The sequence below is a fragment of the Streptomyces sp. NPDC107500 genome, from assembly GCF_055582785.1.
This window is the reverse complement of sequence record NZ_JBVJPF010000002.1, coordinates 19,318-34,798: the sequence shown is the minus strand read 5'-3', so window position 1 is coordinate 34,798 and position 15,481 is coordinate 19,318. Positions and strand designations below refer to the sequence as shown.

The following is a 15,481-nucleotide window of genomic DNA, read 5'->3' as shown; positions in this document are numbered from 1 at the left end:
CAAAAGCGTTGACACTTTGGAGTGGGGTCCTTAGCGTCGCCCCCACACAGTCCCCTCCAGGCACCGCCTCCTGGACGAGAGGAAACAACGATGTCCTCCTCACCCGCGCTGTCCGCCCGCGGCAGCAGACTGGCCCTGCTGGTCGTCGGCCTCTGCTGGCTCGCCGTGCTCTTCGACGGCCTGGACATGTTCATCTACGGCTCGGTGCTGCCCCACATGCTCGAGGAGAAGGCGCTCGGCATCACCTCGGGGCAGGCCGGCGACCTCGGCAGCTACGCCACCTTCGGCATGCTGCTCGGCGCGCTCACCGCGGGCACGGTGGCCGACCGGATCGGCCGCAAGAAGCTGATTGTCTCCTGCGTCGCGCTGTTCTCGCTGGCCTCGGGGCTCTGCGCGATCGCGGACGGTGTCGCCGTGTTCGGCCTCGGCCGGACCCTGGCCGGCGTCGGCCTCGGCGGTCTGCTGCCGACCGCGATCAGCATGGTCTCCGACTACGCCCCGCGCGGGCGCGGCGCCCTCGTCATCGGCCTGCTGATGACCGCCCACCACGCGGGCGGCATCCTCTCCGCCTACGTGGCCCTGTGGATCGTGGAACCGCTCGGCTGGCGCGCCGCCTTCTGGGTGTGCGTGGTCCCGCTGCTCTTCGTCCCCGTGCTGCTGAGGTACCTGCCCGAGTCGCTGAGCTTCCTGGTCGCCCAGGGCCGGACCGACCGGGCCCGCGAGCTGGCCGCCCGCTACGCCGTCGAACTCCCCGCGGCCCCCGCCGCCACCGCCACCGGCCGGTGGGAGAACCTGGCCGGGCTGTTCCGGGGCCGCGAGTGGATCCAGACGCTGCTGTACTGGCTGGCCTCCTTCGGCGGGCTGCTGCTCGTCTACGGCGTCGCCACCTGGCTCCCGACCCTGATGCGCGGCGAGGGCTACGAGCTGGGCTCCGCGCTGACCTTCGTCGTGCTGTTCAACCTCGGCGGCATCGTGGGCATGCTGGTCGCGGGCCGTGCCTCGGACCGGTTCGGCGCCCCGCGTATCTCGGCGATCTGGTTCGCGCTGACCGCCTGCGGCGTCTTCCTGCTCAGCGTCCACATGCCGACGGCGCTGACCTTCGTGGTCGTCTTCCTCACCGGAGTCTTCCTCAACAGCGCGCAGACCATGATCTACGCGACCGTCTCCATCGGCTCCGCCCCGGCCAACCGCGCCACCGCCGTCGGCTGGACCTCCGGCATGGGCCGCTTCGGCGCGGTCTTCGGTCCCTGGCTGGGCGGTCAGCTCCTCGCCGCGAACAAGGGCGACTGGGGCTTCACCGCCTTCGCACTCGCCGGCTTCTCGTCGATGGTCTTCATCGGCATCGCGGCGCTGCGCACGTCACGGCACGAGGCCGCCGTGAGTCAGGGCGACAAGGATCTGATCGCCGCGCACTGAACGCCCGCGGCGGAGGCCGGGGGAGCCGAGGGGGCGCGGCGCGACCGGGGTGGCGGGTCCCGCCGGTGGCGGCCGCCCCCGGTACGTGCCCGGAGACGGAAGCCGCGGCGGGGCCGCCGTACGGTCGACCCGGAGGGAGGGCCGAACGTCCGCCCTATCGCCCCCGGCGTGACAGCCACGCGGCCGTCAGGGCGCCGGAGATGTTGTGCCAGACGGAGAAGACCGCCGCGGGGAGGGCCGCCAGGGGGCTGAAGTGGGCCGTGGCCAGGGATGCCGCGAGGCCGGAGTTCTGCATGCCCACCTCGAAGGCCATCGCCCGGCTGCCGGGCTCACCGAGGCGGCCGAGGCGGCCCGCTCCGTAACCGAGGGCCAGGCCGAGGCCGTTGTGCAGGACCACCGCGACGAACACCAGCCCGGCGGCCGACTTGATGGCGTCCGCGCTGCCCGCCACGACCACCGCGACGATCACGGCGATCGTCAGCGCCGACAGCCAGGGCAGCGCCGGCAGCGCCCGCTGCACGTACCGCCCCGCGAGCAGCCGTACGACGACGCCCGCGAGGACCGGCAGCAGGACCGTCTTGAGGATGTCGGTGACCATGGACCCGGCGTCCACCGGCAGGTACTCGCCGGCCAGCAGCAGCGTCAGCGGCGGGGTGACCAGCGGCGCGACCAGCGTGGAGACGGTGGCGACGGAGACGGAGAGGGCGACGTCGCCGCGAGCGAGGTACGTCACCACGTTGGAGGCCGTGCCGCTGGGCGCACAGCCGACCAGGATCACGCCGGCCGCGAGCTGCGGGGGGAGGTCGAGCAGGTGGGCCACGGCCCAGCCGAGCCCGGGCATGATGACGTAGTGCGCGACCAGCCCCAGGGCCACCGCCCAGGGACGCCTGGCGACCCCGCGGAAGTCCTCCGGGGTCATGGTGATGCCCATGCAGAACATCACGACGCCCAGCAGGTACGGCACGGCCCCGCTCCACCCGGTGAAACCGCCGGGGAGCAGCAGGCCGAGCGCGCCGGCCACGAGGACGAGGATGGGGAAGACGGTCACGGCCCGCCGCGCGGAGCGGTCGGCGGTGACGTCGGTACTGGCCTGTTCGGGTCGTTCGGTTCGCACCGTGCGAGGTAACGCCTGGTCGGGCACATGACGCAAAACCGTCTCGCGATGTGATCATCGGTACGGGTGCGTGCAGGCGACCGCGTTCAGTCGCGGCCCATCCGGTCCCGCTCCGGCAGGTGTTCCACCGTCCGGCCCGTCTCCGCACCGTCCCCCGGATGAGGTAGGGTTGACCAGCGCGATCACGGGAATCCGCGGATCGCGCACCGGGACGTGGCGCAGCTTGGTAGCGCACTTGACTGGGGGTCAAGGGGTCGCAGGTTCAAATCCTGTCGTCCCGACGGTGGTGAAGGGTCCTCGCGGGCGACAGCTCGCGGGGGCCCTTTTCTTGATGGGCGGACGCCCCCTTGACGCGCCCCGGACCCCGGTCGACACTTCCCGGGTAATCCTAGTGAATAGGTAGGGAACCGTGGGGAGAACCATGTCCGTCACACCGCTCACCCCCGCTCCCGCCTTCCGGGGCCGGATCGGCCGCGACCCGCGCAGCGGGCATTACGCCGTGCCGCGACGCTACCGCCTCCACCTGTCGCCCGGTCACGACGACTGTCTGGGCATCGCCGTCGTGCACAGCCTTCTCGCCCTGGACGAGATCTGTCCGGTCACCCTCCTGGACCCGGTCCCCGACCGGGCCGACGGCGGCCACTCCGTCCTGCGCCCCCTCTACGAGGCGAGCGCCCACCACTACCGGGGTCCGGCCGTCGCGCCGGTGCTCAGCGACGGCTGGTCCGGCCGGATCGTGTCCACGCACGCGCGCGACATCATGCGTGACCTCGCCCGCTCCTTCACCCCCGCCGCGGGGCCGGTGCTGTACCCGTCCGGTGCCGAGGCGGAGCTGGCGGCCGTCGAGGAGCTGTGCGCCCGGGCCGCCGAGCCCGCGGCGCTGCCCGGCGTACTCGACCGTCTGGAGCGGCGCCTGACCGCGCACTCCCACGTCGTCGGCGACCGGCTCACCGCGGCCGACGTCCAGGTGTGGGCGGCCCTCGTCCGGCGCGACCGTCCCGGTCACGGGGCCGGCCACCCGGCTCTCCGGTCCCACCTGCGGAACCTGACCGCGCACCCCGCCTTCGGGCGGCACCTGGCGGGCCGTCCCGTCTGACACAAGGCAGTCGGCGCTCGCCGGACCACGGAAGTGGCCGTGTCCGCCGCCCCCCAGCGGCGGACACGGCATGTGCCGCGGACGTCACCCTCCCCCGAAGGTGGCGTCCGCGGCCGGCCCCCGGCGCCGGACTGTGGCCGCGGCGCCCGGGTGCTTGCGGAGCCGCGCGGTCACCAGCACATGACCGCGGTCTCGCCCGCACCCCACGAGGAGTACAGGCGCACCCGGACGACATAGCGGCGGCCCTTGACGAATCGGGCCCTGATGGTGGCGTTGCGGGAGGTGCCGCCGTCGTCCTGCCCCACGAGAAAGCGGGGCACGCCGTCCCGCTCCTCGAAGACCACGACGACGGCGTCGCTGTCCCCGAAGGTGCCCACGGTGTACTCGCGGGTCTCCGGCGGGTCCAGCCGGAAGTCGGCCTGCTCGCCCGGCCCGAGGCCCAGCGGCACCGAACGGAACGGCACCAGCGGACCCGGCCGGCCGGTGGGCGGGTACCAGCGCAGGGCGAACTCCTTGTCGGCGGCGGACAGGGTGCCGGGCGGCTGGAGTCCCGAGCGGTAGTGCTCGGGCTCCAGTATCAGGCCCGACGGGAAGGGGTACTCCATGATCGACTGCGGGTCCCAGACCGGTCCGTTGGCCTCGTCGCCGTCGAGCTTGCGCAGGATGTTGTGGAAGGTCCGCTCCCGGCTCCAGTGGTTGGGCGGGCCCGCCAGCTCCGCGTAGACCGCCTCGTCGTCCCAGAGGATGCCCGCGAACGGGCTCTGGTGCTCGTGCAGCATGCCGAGCGCGTGCCCGATCTGGTGCAGGGCCGTCGCGCGCTCACCCGGCGCGGTCAGGTCCCAGCCGAAGTTCATCGTGCGGTCGTTCAGACCGACCCGGAGGGCGTCCTTGCCGATCGCCGACCAGGATCCGTCACCGGGCTGGAAGCCGATGCGCAGCTCCGCTTCCGAGCGGTCCCGCACCTCGGTGAGAACAACCCCGATGCCGAGGTCCCGCCACTCCCGGAAGCAGTCGCGCACCACGTCCCGCTGCTCCTCGGTCCCCACCCACGATTCCCGCCGCGGCCGGCCGGACCCCCGCATCGGGACCACCGAGTCGTCGGTGTCGCCGCCCAGGAAGCAGTAGTGCAGAACGGTTCCGTCGACCCACATCCGCTGCCCGCCGACGAGCGCGGCGACACGCTCGGCGGCCAGCCCCGGCGTGAACGCGGGGAGCGGCTGCTGCGCGAGCGAGCAGTAGCGTGCGGTCATGGCCCCCAGCGTGCCGTCCGGCCGGGACCCGGCGCCTGAGTCGAGGGGTACTCAAGTCACCCTGTATCAGGGATGAGCAAGCCGGCTCATGTTGTCGTGACGACTTCTCTGCGCGACGCGAAGACGCTGCGGACGCCCTGGCCCTTCACCGGGCGGACGGACGAACTGGAGCTGGTGCGCCGGTCCGTGGCCGCCGGACGGGGCGGCCTCGTGGTGACGGGCCCGGCGGGCTTCGGCAAGACCCGGCTGGTGACCGAGGCCCTGCGCGGACTGGACTGCGCCCGCGCGGCCGGCACGCCCGAGGCCCGGGACATCCCCTTCGCCGCCTTCGCCCACCTGCTGCCCGAAGGCGTCACCCTGCACCGCGCGGTACACCTGCTGTCCGGCGTACGGCTGCTGCTGGTCGACGACGCGCACCTGCTCGACAGCGCCTCGGCCGCCCTGGTGCACCAACTCGCCGTGCACGGCCGTACCCGCCTCCTGGTGGTCGCCACCGAGGGCCCCGCCGTACCGGGCGCGGTGTCCCGGCTGTGGTCCGGTGAACTGCTGCCGCGCCTCGCCCTGGAACCGCTGCCGGCCGAGCAGACCGCCGAACTGCTCACCGCGGAGGCGGGCACCCGCCTGGAACCCCTCACCGCCGACCGGCTGCACCGCCTGTGCCGGGGGGACCTGCGGCTGCTGCGCGACCTGCTGACCGCCGTACGGGAGCACGGCCTGCTCGTGCCGGTGCCCGGTACGGACCAGCGGGCCTGGCGGGGGCCCGTACCGATCACCGCGGCGGTGCGGGAACGCACCGCGCAGCTCCTCCACCGCGAGCGCCCCGAGGAGCGCGAGACGCTCGAACGCCTGGCCTTCGCCGAGCCCCTGCCCGTCGACCCGGACGACCTCGACGCACGGATCCTGGAGCGCCTGGAGGCGGACGGCCTGGTCACGGCCGACGACCGGGGCACCGCCCGGCTCGCCCACCCCCTGCACGGCCCGGTCCTGCGCGCCGCCGCGGGCCGGCTGCGGGCCCGGCGCCTGGGCCGCACCCCCGACCAGTGCGGCCCCGCCCTGGAGGCGGAGCGGACCGCCCTCGCGCTGCGCATCGAACAGGCCGACGTACGGGAGCTGGAGACGCCCGTGGGGGAGTGGCTGGCGGCCGAGGGAGCGCCGCTGCATGCCGGGTACGCAGCGCTGCGCGCCCGGTTCGCCCGGTTGCGCGGGCGGCTGAGCGAGGCCGCCGCGTGGGCCCGGGAGGGACTGCGGACGAGCCTCGACGACTCCTCCTGCCTCACTGAACTCGCCCTGGCCACCGCCCAGTCGGGCGAGACGCCGACGGAGAGCCACGCCACGGCCGCCTGGGCCGCCGCCGCGCGCGGCGACCTCGACGAGGCCGTCCGCGCGGCCGATTCCGACGACCCGTACGACGCCGTACGGCTCGGCGCCCCCGACCGTGCCGCCGGGCGGCTGACCGGCGTCTTCGCCGAGCACGCCGACGCCCTCGCGCGCGAGGACGGACCCGCGCTCGACCGGGTGGCCGAGGAGCTGGAGCGGCGCGGCTTCCTGCTCTTCGCGGCCGAGGCGCACGCCCAGGCGGTGCCCGCCCACCGCGACCCGCGCGCCGCCCGTACCGCCCGCACCCGCGCCGCCGCCCTCGCCAGGCGCTGCCAGGGTGCCCGCACCCCGGCCCTGGCCGGACTGGTCCTCGGCGAACTCACCGCCCGCCAGCGGCAGATCGTCACACTGGCCGCCTCGGGTCTGAGCAACCGGCAGATCGCGGAGCGCCTCACCCTCTCCGTCCGCACCGTCGGCAACCACCTCTACGGCGCCTACACCCGCCTCGGCGCCGGCGACCGCGGCGCCCTGCCCTGGCTGACGGACCTGCCCGAGTCCCAGCCCGCCTGACGCGCCGGCGGCGATGCCTCAGGCCGCCCCGAACGCCGAGAACGCCCAGCCGGTGGCCTGGTGCACCGCGTCGCCCGGCAGCGCGGCCCGCGCGTCGCGCAGCGCCTCCGCCAGCGACAGACCGGCGTCCAGGCCCTTGTGCAGGGCGAGCATCAGCGGCACCACCGCGGCGTCGTTGACGGGCGCGCTGCACGCCACCACGCCTGCCGTACCCAGCGGCAGCAGCGCGGTGACCAGCCCGAGCAGCTCGTCCGCGCCGACGGACGCGAACCGCGCGGTGTCGCAGCAGGACAGGATGATCCGGTACGGGCTGCGGTCGAGGCGCTCCAGGTCGTGCACGATGAGCGGCCCGTCCGCCATGCGCAGCGACGAGAACAGCGGGCTGTCCGCACGGAAGGTGCCGTGCGCGGCGATGTGCGCCAACGCGGCCCCGTCCAGCTCCCGCAACACCCGCGGCACCCGCGCCGCGTCGCCCTCCAGCACGGTGGGCCGCGGCACGGGACGGCCGAGCGCCCCGGCCCCGCCGCCCGGGACGCCGTACCCGTTGGCCGGGCCGACCGCCCGGCCCGTGCGGCCGGGCGTCCCGCCGGCGCGGCCCGGAGGCTCGTCCGTCCGGCCCGCCGGCCCCCTGTACGCGCCGACTGCGGGCGCGTCCGGTGCCGCCACGCCCGGAGCTGCGCTCCCCGGCGCCCCAGCCGCCCCGTACCGCTGCGCCAGCTCCGTCACCTCGGCCCCGCCGCTCGCCAGTCCCGGGCCGCGGACCAGGACCTGGCGGCCGCCGGGCGGTGGGGCCGTACCGCTCGCGCGCAGCCAGCTGCTCGCCGACGGCGACACGCTGAGCACCCGCTCGCGCAGCGCGGGCAGCAGGGCCCACGACACCCGGTGCAGGCGGCCGGGCGGGACCATCACCACCGGACCGGAACCGAGGTGGGCCGCGGCGGGGCCGAGCAGCAGCTCCTGGAGGCGCGCGCCAGCCGCCTCCACCAGGGGCAGCCGCGCCTCCGCCCCAGGATGGGCCAGCCGACGCAGCCCGGCCTGCACGTGCTCCACCTCCCGTTCCGCCTCCGCCAGCAGACCGGCCGCGAACCGCCGTACCCGCCCCTGTCCGCACAGCAGCACGTGCACCCGCCCGTCGAGCACGGCCAGTTCCACCAGCCGTACGTCGTCCCCCAGCCGCCGCAGCAGCCGCCCGACGTCGAACCGATCGCCGTCGCCGGGCGCGCCGCCCCGCATGTGCAGGGTGCGGGAGCGGATCTCCCGCTCCAGGCGCCGCTGTTCACGCTCCAGCGCGGGGACGGGCCGGCCGCCGTCCGTGCGGGCCTCCTCCGCGCGGGCGGCGATCTCCCGGAACGCCGTCATGCCGCTCAGCAGCGCGGGATCGGCCGGCGGCCGGGTCGGCGGCGCCGTCAGCACGGTCGCCCGCCAGCGCTCGCTCCACACCAGCAGCCGCCGCGGCCCGCCCGAGACCAGACTGGCCTCCTGCGCGAGCGCCGCCAGTTCGGCCCCCTGTGCCGTGGCCCGGGCCCGCAGCTCCGAGGCGCCCAGCGTCATCCGGTGGTCGTCGAGCACGTCCAGGCCCCGTCGGCAGGCCTCCAGCACCCCGCGCGCCGACCCCGCCGCCCGGGCCCGCAGCGCCTGCGCCGCCCAGCCGGTCATCCGCGCCAGCGGCGGACCGCTGTGCCGGCTGCGCGCGGCGACGGCCAGATGCCGTTCCGCGTCCGCCGTCCAGCCGAGACCGAGCGCGATCCGGCCCGCGAGCAGCGACGCCTCCGGCGCGGCCGGCGCCCCGAAGGCGGTCAGCCGTTCGGCCACCGCCGCCGCGTCCGCGACCAGCCGCCCCGACGCGCGCCCCGTGGCGACCCGCGCCTCCAGCAGCACCAGCCGGGCGTGCGTCTCGTACCAGGTGCGCCGCTGCCCGGCGAACAGCCGCACCGCCAGGGCCGCGCGCGCCAGCGAGGTCCGCGGCTCGCCCGCCAGCCGGGCCGCCCGCGCGGCGACCAGCAGCAGCTCGGCCCTGCGGGTGGACTGCCCGCCGATCCCGTCCAGCGCGGCCGTCGCCGCGTCCGCCTCGGCCAGCGCCTCCGTGGTCAGCCCCGCCGCCATCAGCACCTCGCACCGCCGGATGGTGAGCATGAACGTCGGCGTGCCCAGCTTCGCGTACCGCTCCTCCGCCTCGTCCAGCAGCCGCAGCGCCGCCGGCACGTCACCGGACCGGAACGCCGCGAGCCCTCGGCTCTCCACCGCGTCCGCCTTGTCGTGCTCCTGGCCGGTCGTGTCCCACAGCCGCTCCGCCGCGGTGAAGTCGGCGTCCGCGCGCTCCACCGAGCCCAGCGCCAGGTGCACGGTCGCCCGCAGCGTCAGCGCCCGCGCCGTCCAGATCACGTCGTCCGCCTGCCGCAGCACGGGGATCGCCCGCCGCACGTCCTCCAGCGCCTCGCCGTGCCGGCCGAGCACCCACCAGACGTACGCCCGCCGGAACAGTACCCGCGCCCTGGTGTGCCCGGTCCCGCGCGCCACGCCCCGCTCGAACGCGGCCAGCCCCTCCCGCGTGCGCCCGGAATGCACCAACGCGACCCCGAGCGTGGCCAGTACGTCCGCCTCCCGCTCGGGCGAGTCCGCGCGGGAGGCCAGATCCCGGGCGCGCCGCAGGTGGGCCAGGGCCAGCCGGGTGTCGCCGAAGTCCCGCTGCCAGATGCCGATCACCTGGTGGGCGACCGAGGCGTGGAGCGGCGACGGATCGGCCGCGAGCAGTTCCTCCGCCCGCGCCAGCGCTTCGTTGGGGGCGGCGAACACCATGGGCAGCAGTTGGAGAACCGAGTCGTTTCCCGCCGTCACCCCACGGATGGTAGTGCTCCGGAACCACACCCCACAGGTTCGAGTCTGTATCAATCGGCCACCCCGGGACTCTGATTGACGAAGCCGGCCCCGATCGCGGCCAGACCGCAGCCGGACGCGGCGACGACCGCCGTCACCGCCGCCGACGTGGAGGACATGCCATGGCACCACAGCGATTCCACGAGCAGTTCGACCAGATCCAGCGCTCGATGCCGGACATCCCGCTGGCGATGGGCCCGGACGACTCCGCCGAGTTCTTCTACGAGAAGGGCGTCGTCCTCGCCCGCGACGGCGAGGAGGCGCGCATCGTCGAGGACACCGTGCGCGACCACTTCACCGCGATGTCCGGACTCACCTCGGACTCCGTGCGCCGCGCCGGCCCCGAGACCAACCGCACCGGCATCACCCGCATCCGGGTCGGTGAGGCGGACGAGGGCGACCGCGGCACCGACTCCACCGTCGCCCACGCCCTGCGCTCCCTGCGGACCGTGGAGGGCCGCGCGGGCCGCCGGCTGATCAGCCGCAACCACGTCGTCTCCATCGCCGTCAACGCCTGCCCCGGCGACGAACCCGTACCCGTCCCGGTCAGCGAGCCGCCGAACCCGGCCGCCGCCGGGACGCCGTACGACGAGGAGACCGCCGTGGGCGTCCTCGTCATCGACACCGGCCTCATGAACGACTACCGCTCCTACCCGCTGCTGGCCCACACCGGCGGCGACGCCCAGCTCAAGGAGTGCGACGACGACGGCGTCCTGCTCCAGTACGTCGGCCACGGCACCTTCATCGCCGGGCTTGTCGCCGCCGTCGCCCCCAACACCGACGTGACCGTCCTGGGCACGCTCAACGACGCCGGGGCCATCCTGGAGTCCGAGCTGGGCGAGAAGCTCTTCGAGGCCGTCGACCGCGGCGGCTGGCCCGAGGTCCTCAGCCTCTCCGCCGGCACCTCCAACGGCCGCGTGGACGGCCTGCTCGGGGTGCACGCCTTCATGGAGGAACTGCGCGACCAGCGCACCCTGCTCGTCGCCGCCGCCGGCAACAACGCCAGCGCCACGCCGTTCTGGCCCGCCGCCTACGCCGACCTGCCCGGCTGGGAGAACTCGGTGCTGTCGGTCGGCGCGCTGCGCTCCGACGGCGAGTTCGGCGCCTGCTTCTCCAACCACGGCGGCTGGGTCAAGGTCTACGCCCCGGGCGAGCGCCTCACCAGCGCGCTGACCGGCTTCGGGACCCCCGTGCCGTACGTCTACCAGCACTCCACCTACGACGCCTGCCGGTTCGGGTTCGCCTATCCCTGCACCTGCCAGTACCCCCGGCACAACGGGGTGCTGAGCGAGCCCGGCGAGGCGCCCGCCAAGCCGGACCAGGTGATGTTCGAGGGGCACGCGCAGTGGAGCGGCACCTCGTTCGCCACCCCCGTGGTCGCGGGTCTCGTCGCCGCCCACATGACGGCGCACAAGGAGACCGACCCGCGCGCGGCCCGGACGCAGCTCCTCGCGGCCAACACCGAGTACGCGGAGGTGCGGGGCGCGCACGTCCCCGCGCTGCTGCCGCCCACCTGGCACCCGGTCACCGTCGACCCGTCGGCCGGCGGGTCGTGAACGTCCTGACGGCGGCCGGAAGCACTCGCTCCACGGCGTACGATGACGTGTCGTACACGAGGGGTGGGACCGTGGACCGTGCACATGTCGGGGCGCTCGTCCAGTCGGCCGCCGACGGGGACGCGGCGGCCTGGAAGTCACTGGTGGAGGGGCTCGGCCCGCTGGTGTGGTCCGTCGTGCGGGCGCACGGGCTGTCCGACGCCGACGCGCACGAGGTGTACCAGACCGCCTGGTTCCGGTTCGCCCAGCACCTGGGGCGGATCCGCGAACCGGAGAAGACCGGCTCCTGGCTGGCGAGCACGGCACGCCACGAGTGCCTGAAGCTGCTGCGGGCCTCGAAGCGGTGGACGCCGACGGACGACCCGCAGCTGCTCGACCGGCCGAGCGAGGACCGTACGCCGGAGGAGTCGGTGCTCGACTCCGAGGAGGCCGCCGCGCAGACCGAGCGGGTGCGCCGGCTGTGGCAGGAGTTCGAGGAACTGGGCGAGCGGTGCCGCCAGTTGCTGCGGGTGCTGATCGCCTCGCCGCCGCCCAGTTATCAGGAGGTGTCCGCGGCGCTGGGGATCGCGGTGGGCAGCATCGGACCCATGCGCCAGCGCTGTCTGCGCCGGCTGCGGGCCCGGCTGGAGACACGGGGGACGGCATGAGCGACCGGCACGACGACTTCGACGGGTTCGACGACTTCGCCGAGCCCCGCGACGGACTTCCCGAGGGGGCGTTCGCGGACGACGACCCGGACGACGGCCTGCTGGAGGAGGAGCTGCGGCAGGCGGCCGCGATCCTGGACCCGGTTCCGGCCGGCCTGCGCCAGGTCGCCGTCGACGCCTTCGCGCTGCACGACCTCGACGCCCGCGTCGCCGAGCTGACCTTCGACTCGCTGGTCGACGCCATCCCGGTCCGGGGGGAGACGGACCCGCCGCGGATGCTGACGTTCCGCAGCGACGGGGTGACCGTCGACGTGGAGGTCACCGCGGACGGGCTGATCGGCCAGCTGCTGCCGCCGGGCCCGGCCGGGATCGAGGTGCTGAGCGGCCCGCGGGCGCACGCCCGGCTGACCGCCGACGACATGGGCCGGTTCACCGGCGACGCCCCGCCCGCGGGCCCGTTCGCGCTGCGGCTGCGGACCGGCGGCGAGGTGGTCGTCACCGAGTGGCTGCGCGCCTGACCCCGGCGGCGGTCGCCGGGTCAGGCCGGCACGGCGTCCACCAGTGCCGCGAGTGACCGCGCGAGGCGGGGCAGGCCGGGTCCGGCCGGGCCGCCGGGCTCGGTCATGTAGGTGTCCCGGCGGATCTCCACCATCAGCGCGCGGACCTCGTGCCGCCGCCCGTAGAAGTCCAGGGGTACGTACGTCCCGCCGAAGGGGCTGTCCAGGCCCGTCTCCCCGCACGGTTCGAACGCCGCCCGGGCCGCCGCGAGCAGCCCGGGCGGGGTGTGGAACGGATCGGTACCGAGGCAGACCGCCGGGCGCGGGCCCTCGCCGTGCAGCTCGTAGGGGAGCGGCTCGGTGGGGTAGGAGTGCACGTCGATGATCACGGCCCGCCCGGTCGCCGCCAGCCGGTCGGCGACCGCCTCGGTCATCGCCCGGGCGTACGGCCGGAAGTACCGCTCGACCAGCGGCCCGGGGTCGGTGCCGGCGGCGCGCAGCACCTCGCGGTGCGAGGTCCGCGTGTACACGGCGCCCATGCCGACGGCGGCCATCTCCTCCCGTTCGTCCGGGAACCGCTCCGGGTCGACGACCAGCCGCGACGTCCGGTTCACGAACCGCCAGGGTGTGAGGGCGGCCAGTCCCGCGGCCCGCTCGGCGATCTCGGCGGTGTGCGCGTCGGTCAGGTGGTCCAGCTCCCGCTCCAGCGCGGCGTCCGCGAGCGCGAGGCCGGCGCGGACGTCGGCGGGGATCCGGCGGGAGGAGTGCGGCACGTGGAGGATCACGGGGGACCCCGGAGCGCCGGGCAGCAGCTCGAAGGCGGGCGGGGCGTCGGTCACGGGGCGGCTCCAGGACTCGGACGGGACAGACGGGCACCCCGCCTCCCGGGGAAGGAGACGGGGTGCCGGGGAACGTCTGAGGATCAGGCGAGGGACGCCAGCGCCTCGTTCCAGGTGGCCGACGGGCGCATGACCGCGGCGGCCTTGGCCGGGTCGGGCTGGTAGTAGCCGCCGATCTCGGCGGGCTTGCCCTGGACGGCGTTCAGCTCGTCGACGATCTTCTGCTCGGCGGCGGTGAGCGTCTCGGCGAGCGGGGCGAAGGCCTTGGCGAGCTCCGCGTCGTCGGTCTGCTTGGCCAGCTCCTGCGCCCAGTACAGGGACAGGAAGAAGTGGCTGCCGCGGTTGTCGATGCCGCCGACGCGACGGGTCGGGGACTTGTCCTCGTTGAGGAAGGTCGCCGTGGCGCGGTCGAGGGCGTCGGCGAGGACCCGGGCCTTGGTGTTGCCGGTGGCCTCGGCGTACTGCTCCAGGGACGGCACCAGGGCGAAGAACTCGCCGAGGGAGTCCCAGCGCAGGTAGTCCTCCTTGACCAGCTGCTGCACGTGCTTGGGGGCCGAGCCGCCGGCACCGGTCTCGAAGAGGCCGCCGCCCGCCATCAGCGGGACGACCGACAGCATCTTGGCGCTGGTGCCCAGCTCCAGGATCGGGAAGAGGTCGGTCAGGTAGTCGCGCAGCACGTTGCCGGTGACCGAGATGGTGTTCTCGCCGCGGCGGATGCGCTCCACCGACAGCTTGGTCGCCTCGACCGGGGAGAGGATCTTGATGTCCAGGCCCTCGGTGTCGTGCTCCGGCAGGTAGGCCTTGACCTTGGCGATCAGGTTGGCGTCGTGGGCGCGGCCCTCGTCCAGCCAGAAGACGGCCGGGTCGCCGGTGGCCCGGGCGCGGGTGACGGCCAGCTTCACCCAGTCGCGGATCGGGGCGTCCTTGGTCTGGCAGGCGCGGAAGATGTCACCGGCGGAGACCGTCTGCTCCAGCACGGCGTTGCCGTCGGCGTCGACCAGGCGGACCGTGCCGGTGGTGGGGATCTCGAAGGTCTTGTCGTGGCTGCCGTACTCCTCGGCCTTCTGCGCCATGAGACCGACGTTCGGGACCGAGCCCATGGTGGAGGGGTCGTAGGCGCCGTTGGCGCGGCAGTCGTCGAGGACGGCCTGGTACACGCCGGCGTAGGAGGAGTCCGGGATGACCGCGAGGGCGTCGTGCTCCTGGCCGTCCGCGCCCCACATGTGGCCCGAGGTGCGGATCATGGCCGGCATGGAGGCGTCGATGATGACGTCCGAGGGCACGTGCAGGTTGGTGATGCCCTTGTCGGAGTCGACCATGGCCAGCTCCGGGCCCTCGGCCAGCTCCGCGTCGAAGGAGGCCTTGATCTCGGCGCCCTCGGGCAGGGACTCCAGGCCCTTGTAGATGCCGCCCAGGCCGTCGTTCGGGGTGAGGCCGGCCGCGGCGAGCTTGTCGGCGTACTTCGCGAAGGTCTTCGGGAAGAAGGCGCGGACCACGTGGCCGAAGATGATCGGGTCGGAGACCTTCATCATCGTGGCCTTGAGGTGCACGGAGTACAGCACGCCCTCGGCCTTGGCGCGGGCGACCTGCGCGGTCAGGAACTCGCGCAGCGCGGCGACGCGCAGCACGGAGGCGTCGACGACCTCGTCCTTCTTCACGGGTACCGACTCGCGCAGCACCGTGGTGGTGCCGTCGTCGCCGACCAGCTCGATCCGCAGCGCGCCGTCCTCGGCGATCACCACGGACTTCTCGGTGGAGCGGAAGTCGTTCTCGCCCATGGTCGCGACATTGGTCTTGGAGTCGCCGGTCCAGGCGCCCATGCGGTGCGGGTGGGTCTTGGCGTAGTTCTTCACCGAGGCCGGGGCGCGGCGGTCGGAGTTGCCCTCGCGCAGGACCGGGTTGACCGCGGAGCCCTTGACCTTGTCGTAGCGGGCGCGGATGTCGCGCTCCTCGTCGGTCTTCGGGTCGTCCGGGTAGGCCGGCAGCGCGTAGCCCTGGCCCTGGAGCTCGGCGATGGCGGCCTTGAGCTGCGGGATGGACGCCGAGATGTTCGGCAGCTTGATGATGTTGGCGGCGGGCGTCTTGGCCAGCTCACCGAGTTCCGCGAGGGCGTCCGGGACGCGCTGGTCCTCGGCCAGGTACTCCGGGAAGACGGCGATGATGCGGCCGGCCAGCGAGATGTCGCGGGTCTCGACGGCGACACCCGCCTGCGAGGCGTACGCCCGGATCACCGGCAGGAACGAATACGTCGCCAGGGCCGGGGCCTCGTCAGTGTGTGTGTAGATGATGGTCGAGTCAGTCACCG

General features: G+C 74.4%; 11 protein-coding genes and 1 tRNA gene. 7 read left to right on the top strand and 5 right to left on the bottom strand.

Going from position 1 to position 15,481, the window contains the following annotated elements; all coding sequences use genetic code 11:
* The first annotated feature begins 90 nt into the window (after positions 1 to 90).
* Complete coding sequence (locus ACZ67M_RS06280) at positions 91 to 1,416, top strand: MFS transporter (RefSeq protein ID WP_469849778.1); 1,326 nt, start codon at positions 91 to 93, stop codon at positions 1,414 to 1,416.
* A gap of 154 nt (positions 1,417 to 1,570) precedes the next feature.
* Here the strand turns inward: ACZ67M_RS06280 and ACZ67M_RS06275 are convergent, their stop codons facing one another.
* Complete coding sequence (locus ACZ67M_RS06275) at positions 1,571 to 2,530, bottom strand: bile acid:sodium symporter family protein (protein ID WP_385798305.1); 960 nt, start codon at positions 2,528 to 2,530, stop codon at positions 1,571 to 1,573.
* A gap of 207 nt (positions 2,531 to 2,737) precedes the next feature.
* Between ACZ67M_RS06275 and ACZ67M_RS06270 the strand changes: the two genes are divergently transcribed.
* Both ACZ67M_RS06270 and ACZ67M_RS06265 read left to right on the top strand, forming a co-directional pair.
* A tRNA-Pro gene (locus tag ACZ67M_RS06270) sits at positions 2,738 to 2,811 on the top strand.
* A gap of 140 nt (positions 2,812 to 2,951) precedes the next feature.
* Complete coding sequence (locus tag ACZ67M_RS06265; protein WP_469849777.1) at positions 2,952 to 3,626, top strand: glutathione S-transferase C-terminal domain-containing protein; 675 nt, start codon at positions 2,952 to 2,954, stop codon at positions 3,624 to 3,626.
* A 170-nt stretch (positions 3,627 to 3,796) separates the two neighbouring features.
* Here the strand turns inward: ACZ67M_RS06265 and absR1 are convergent, their stop codons facing one another.
* Positions 3,797 to 4,876, bottom strand: a complete 1,080-nt coding sequence (gene absR1 / locus ACZ67M_RS06260) for a beta-glucuronidase AbsR1 (RefSeq protein WP_392105135.1) — start codon at positions 4,874 to 4,876, stop codon at positions 3,797 to 3,799.
* Positions 4,877 to 4,948: 72 nt separating this feature from the next.
* Between absR1 and ACZ67M_RS06255 the strand changes: the two genes are divergently transcribed.
* Positions 4,949 to 6,763: a LuxR family transcriptional regulator AbsR2 gene (locus ACZ67M_RS06255; RefSeq protein ID WP_469849775.1), complete on the top strand. Its 1,815-nt coding sequence runs from the start codon at positions 4,949 to 4,951 to the stop codon at positions 6,761 to 6,763.
* An 18-nt stretch (positions 6,764 to 6,781) separates the two neighbouring features.
* Here the strand turns inward: ACZ67M_RS06255 and ACZ67M_RS06250 are convergent, their stop codons facing one another.
* Positions 6,782 to 9,559, bottom strand: a complete 2,778-nt coding sequence (locus tag ACZ67M_RS06250) for a CHAT domain-containing protein (RefSeq protein WP_469850679.1) — start codon at positions 9,557 to 9,559, stop codon at positions 6,782 to 6,784.
* 200 nt (positions 9,560 to 9,759) lie between these two features.
* Between ACZ67M_RS06250 and ACZ67M_RS06245 the strand changes: the two genes are divergently transcribed.
* The 3 genes from ACZ67M_RS06245 (at position 9,760) to ACZ67M_RS06235 (ending at position 12,358) form a co-directional block, all read left to right on the top strand.
* Positions 9,760 to 11,193 carry a S8/S53 family peptidase gene (locus ACZ67M_RS06245; protein ID WP_392105131.1) on the top strand — a complete coding sequence of 478 codons (1,434 nt, stop codon included), beginning with the start codon at positions 9,760 to 9,762 and terminating at the stop codon, positions 11,191 to 11,193.
* Positions 11,194 to 11,264: 71 nt separating this feature from the next.
* A complete protein-coding gene (locus tag ACZ67M_RS06240) occupies positions 11,265 to 11,840 on the top strand; it encodes an RNA polymerase sigma factor (RefSeq protein ID WP_361368299.1) in 576 nt (191 codons plus the stop codon).
* Entirely contained in the window at positions 11,837 to 12,358 is a 522-nt protein-coding gene (locus ACZ67M_RS06235; protein ID WP_361368301.1) for a hypothetical protein, read from the top strand. The genes ACZ67M_RS06240 and ACZ67M_RS06235 overlap by 4 nt, the downstream gene beginning before the upstream one ends.
* A 20-nt stretch (positions 12,359 to 12,378) precedes the next feature.
* Here ACZ67M_RS06235 and ACZ67M_RS06230 read toward each other — a convergent pair whose 3' ends face one another.
* Positions 12,379 to 13,176, bottom strand: a complete 798-nt coding sequence (locus tag ACZ67M_RS06230) for an N-formylglutamate amidohydrolase (protein WP_469849773.1) — start codon at positions 13,174 to 13,176, stop codon at positions 12,379 to 12,381.
* Positions 13,177 to 13,259: 83 nt separating this feature from the next.
* Positions 13,260 to 15,479: an NADP-dependent isocitrate dehydrogenase gene (locus ACZ67M_RS06225; protein WP_385798258.1), complete on the bottom strand. Its 2,220-nt coding sequence runs from the start codon at positions 15,477 to 15,479 to the stop codon at positions 13,260 to 13,262.
* Positions 15,480 to 15,481 lie beyond the last annotated feature (2 nt).

What these genes read in the sequence shown, in the direction of transcription:
- ACZ67M_RS06235 (WP_361368301.1), top strand. Translation starts at nt 11,837, where the DNA reads ATGAGCGACCGGCACGACGACTTCGACGGGTTCGACGACTTCGCCGAG.
- ACZ67M_RS06245 (WP_392105131.1), top strand. Translation starts at nt 9,760, where the DNA reads ATGGCACCACAGCGATTCCACGAGCAGTTCGACCAGATCCAGCGCTCG.
- ACZ67M_RS06265 (WP_469849777.1), top strand. Translation starts at nt 2,952, where the DNA reads ATGTCCGTCACACCGCTCACCCCCGCTCCCGCCTTCCGGGGCCGGATC.
- ACZ67M_RS06255 (WP_469849775.1), top strand. Translation starts at nt 4,949, where the DNA reads ATGAGCAAGCCGGCTCATGTTGTCGTGACGACTTCTCTGCGCGACGCG.
- ACZ67M_RS06250 (WP_469850679.1), bottom strand. Translation starts at nt 9,559, where the DNA reads ATGGTGTTCGCCGCCCCCAACGAAGCGCTGGCGCGGGCGGAGGAACTG.
- ACZ67M_RS06280 (WP_469849778.1), top strand. Translation starts at nt 91, where the DNA reads ATGTCCTCCTCACCCGCGCTGTCCGCCCGCGGCAGCAGACTGGCCCTG.
- absR1 (WP_392105135.1), bottom strand. Translation starts at nt 4,876, where the DNA reads ATGACCGCACGCTACTGCTCGCTCGCGCAGCAGCCGCTCCCCGCGTTC.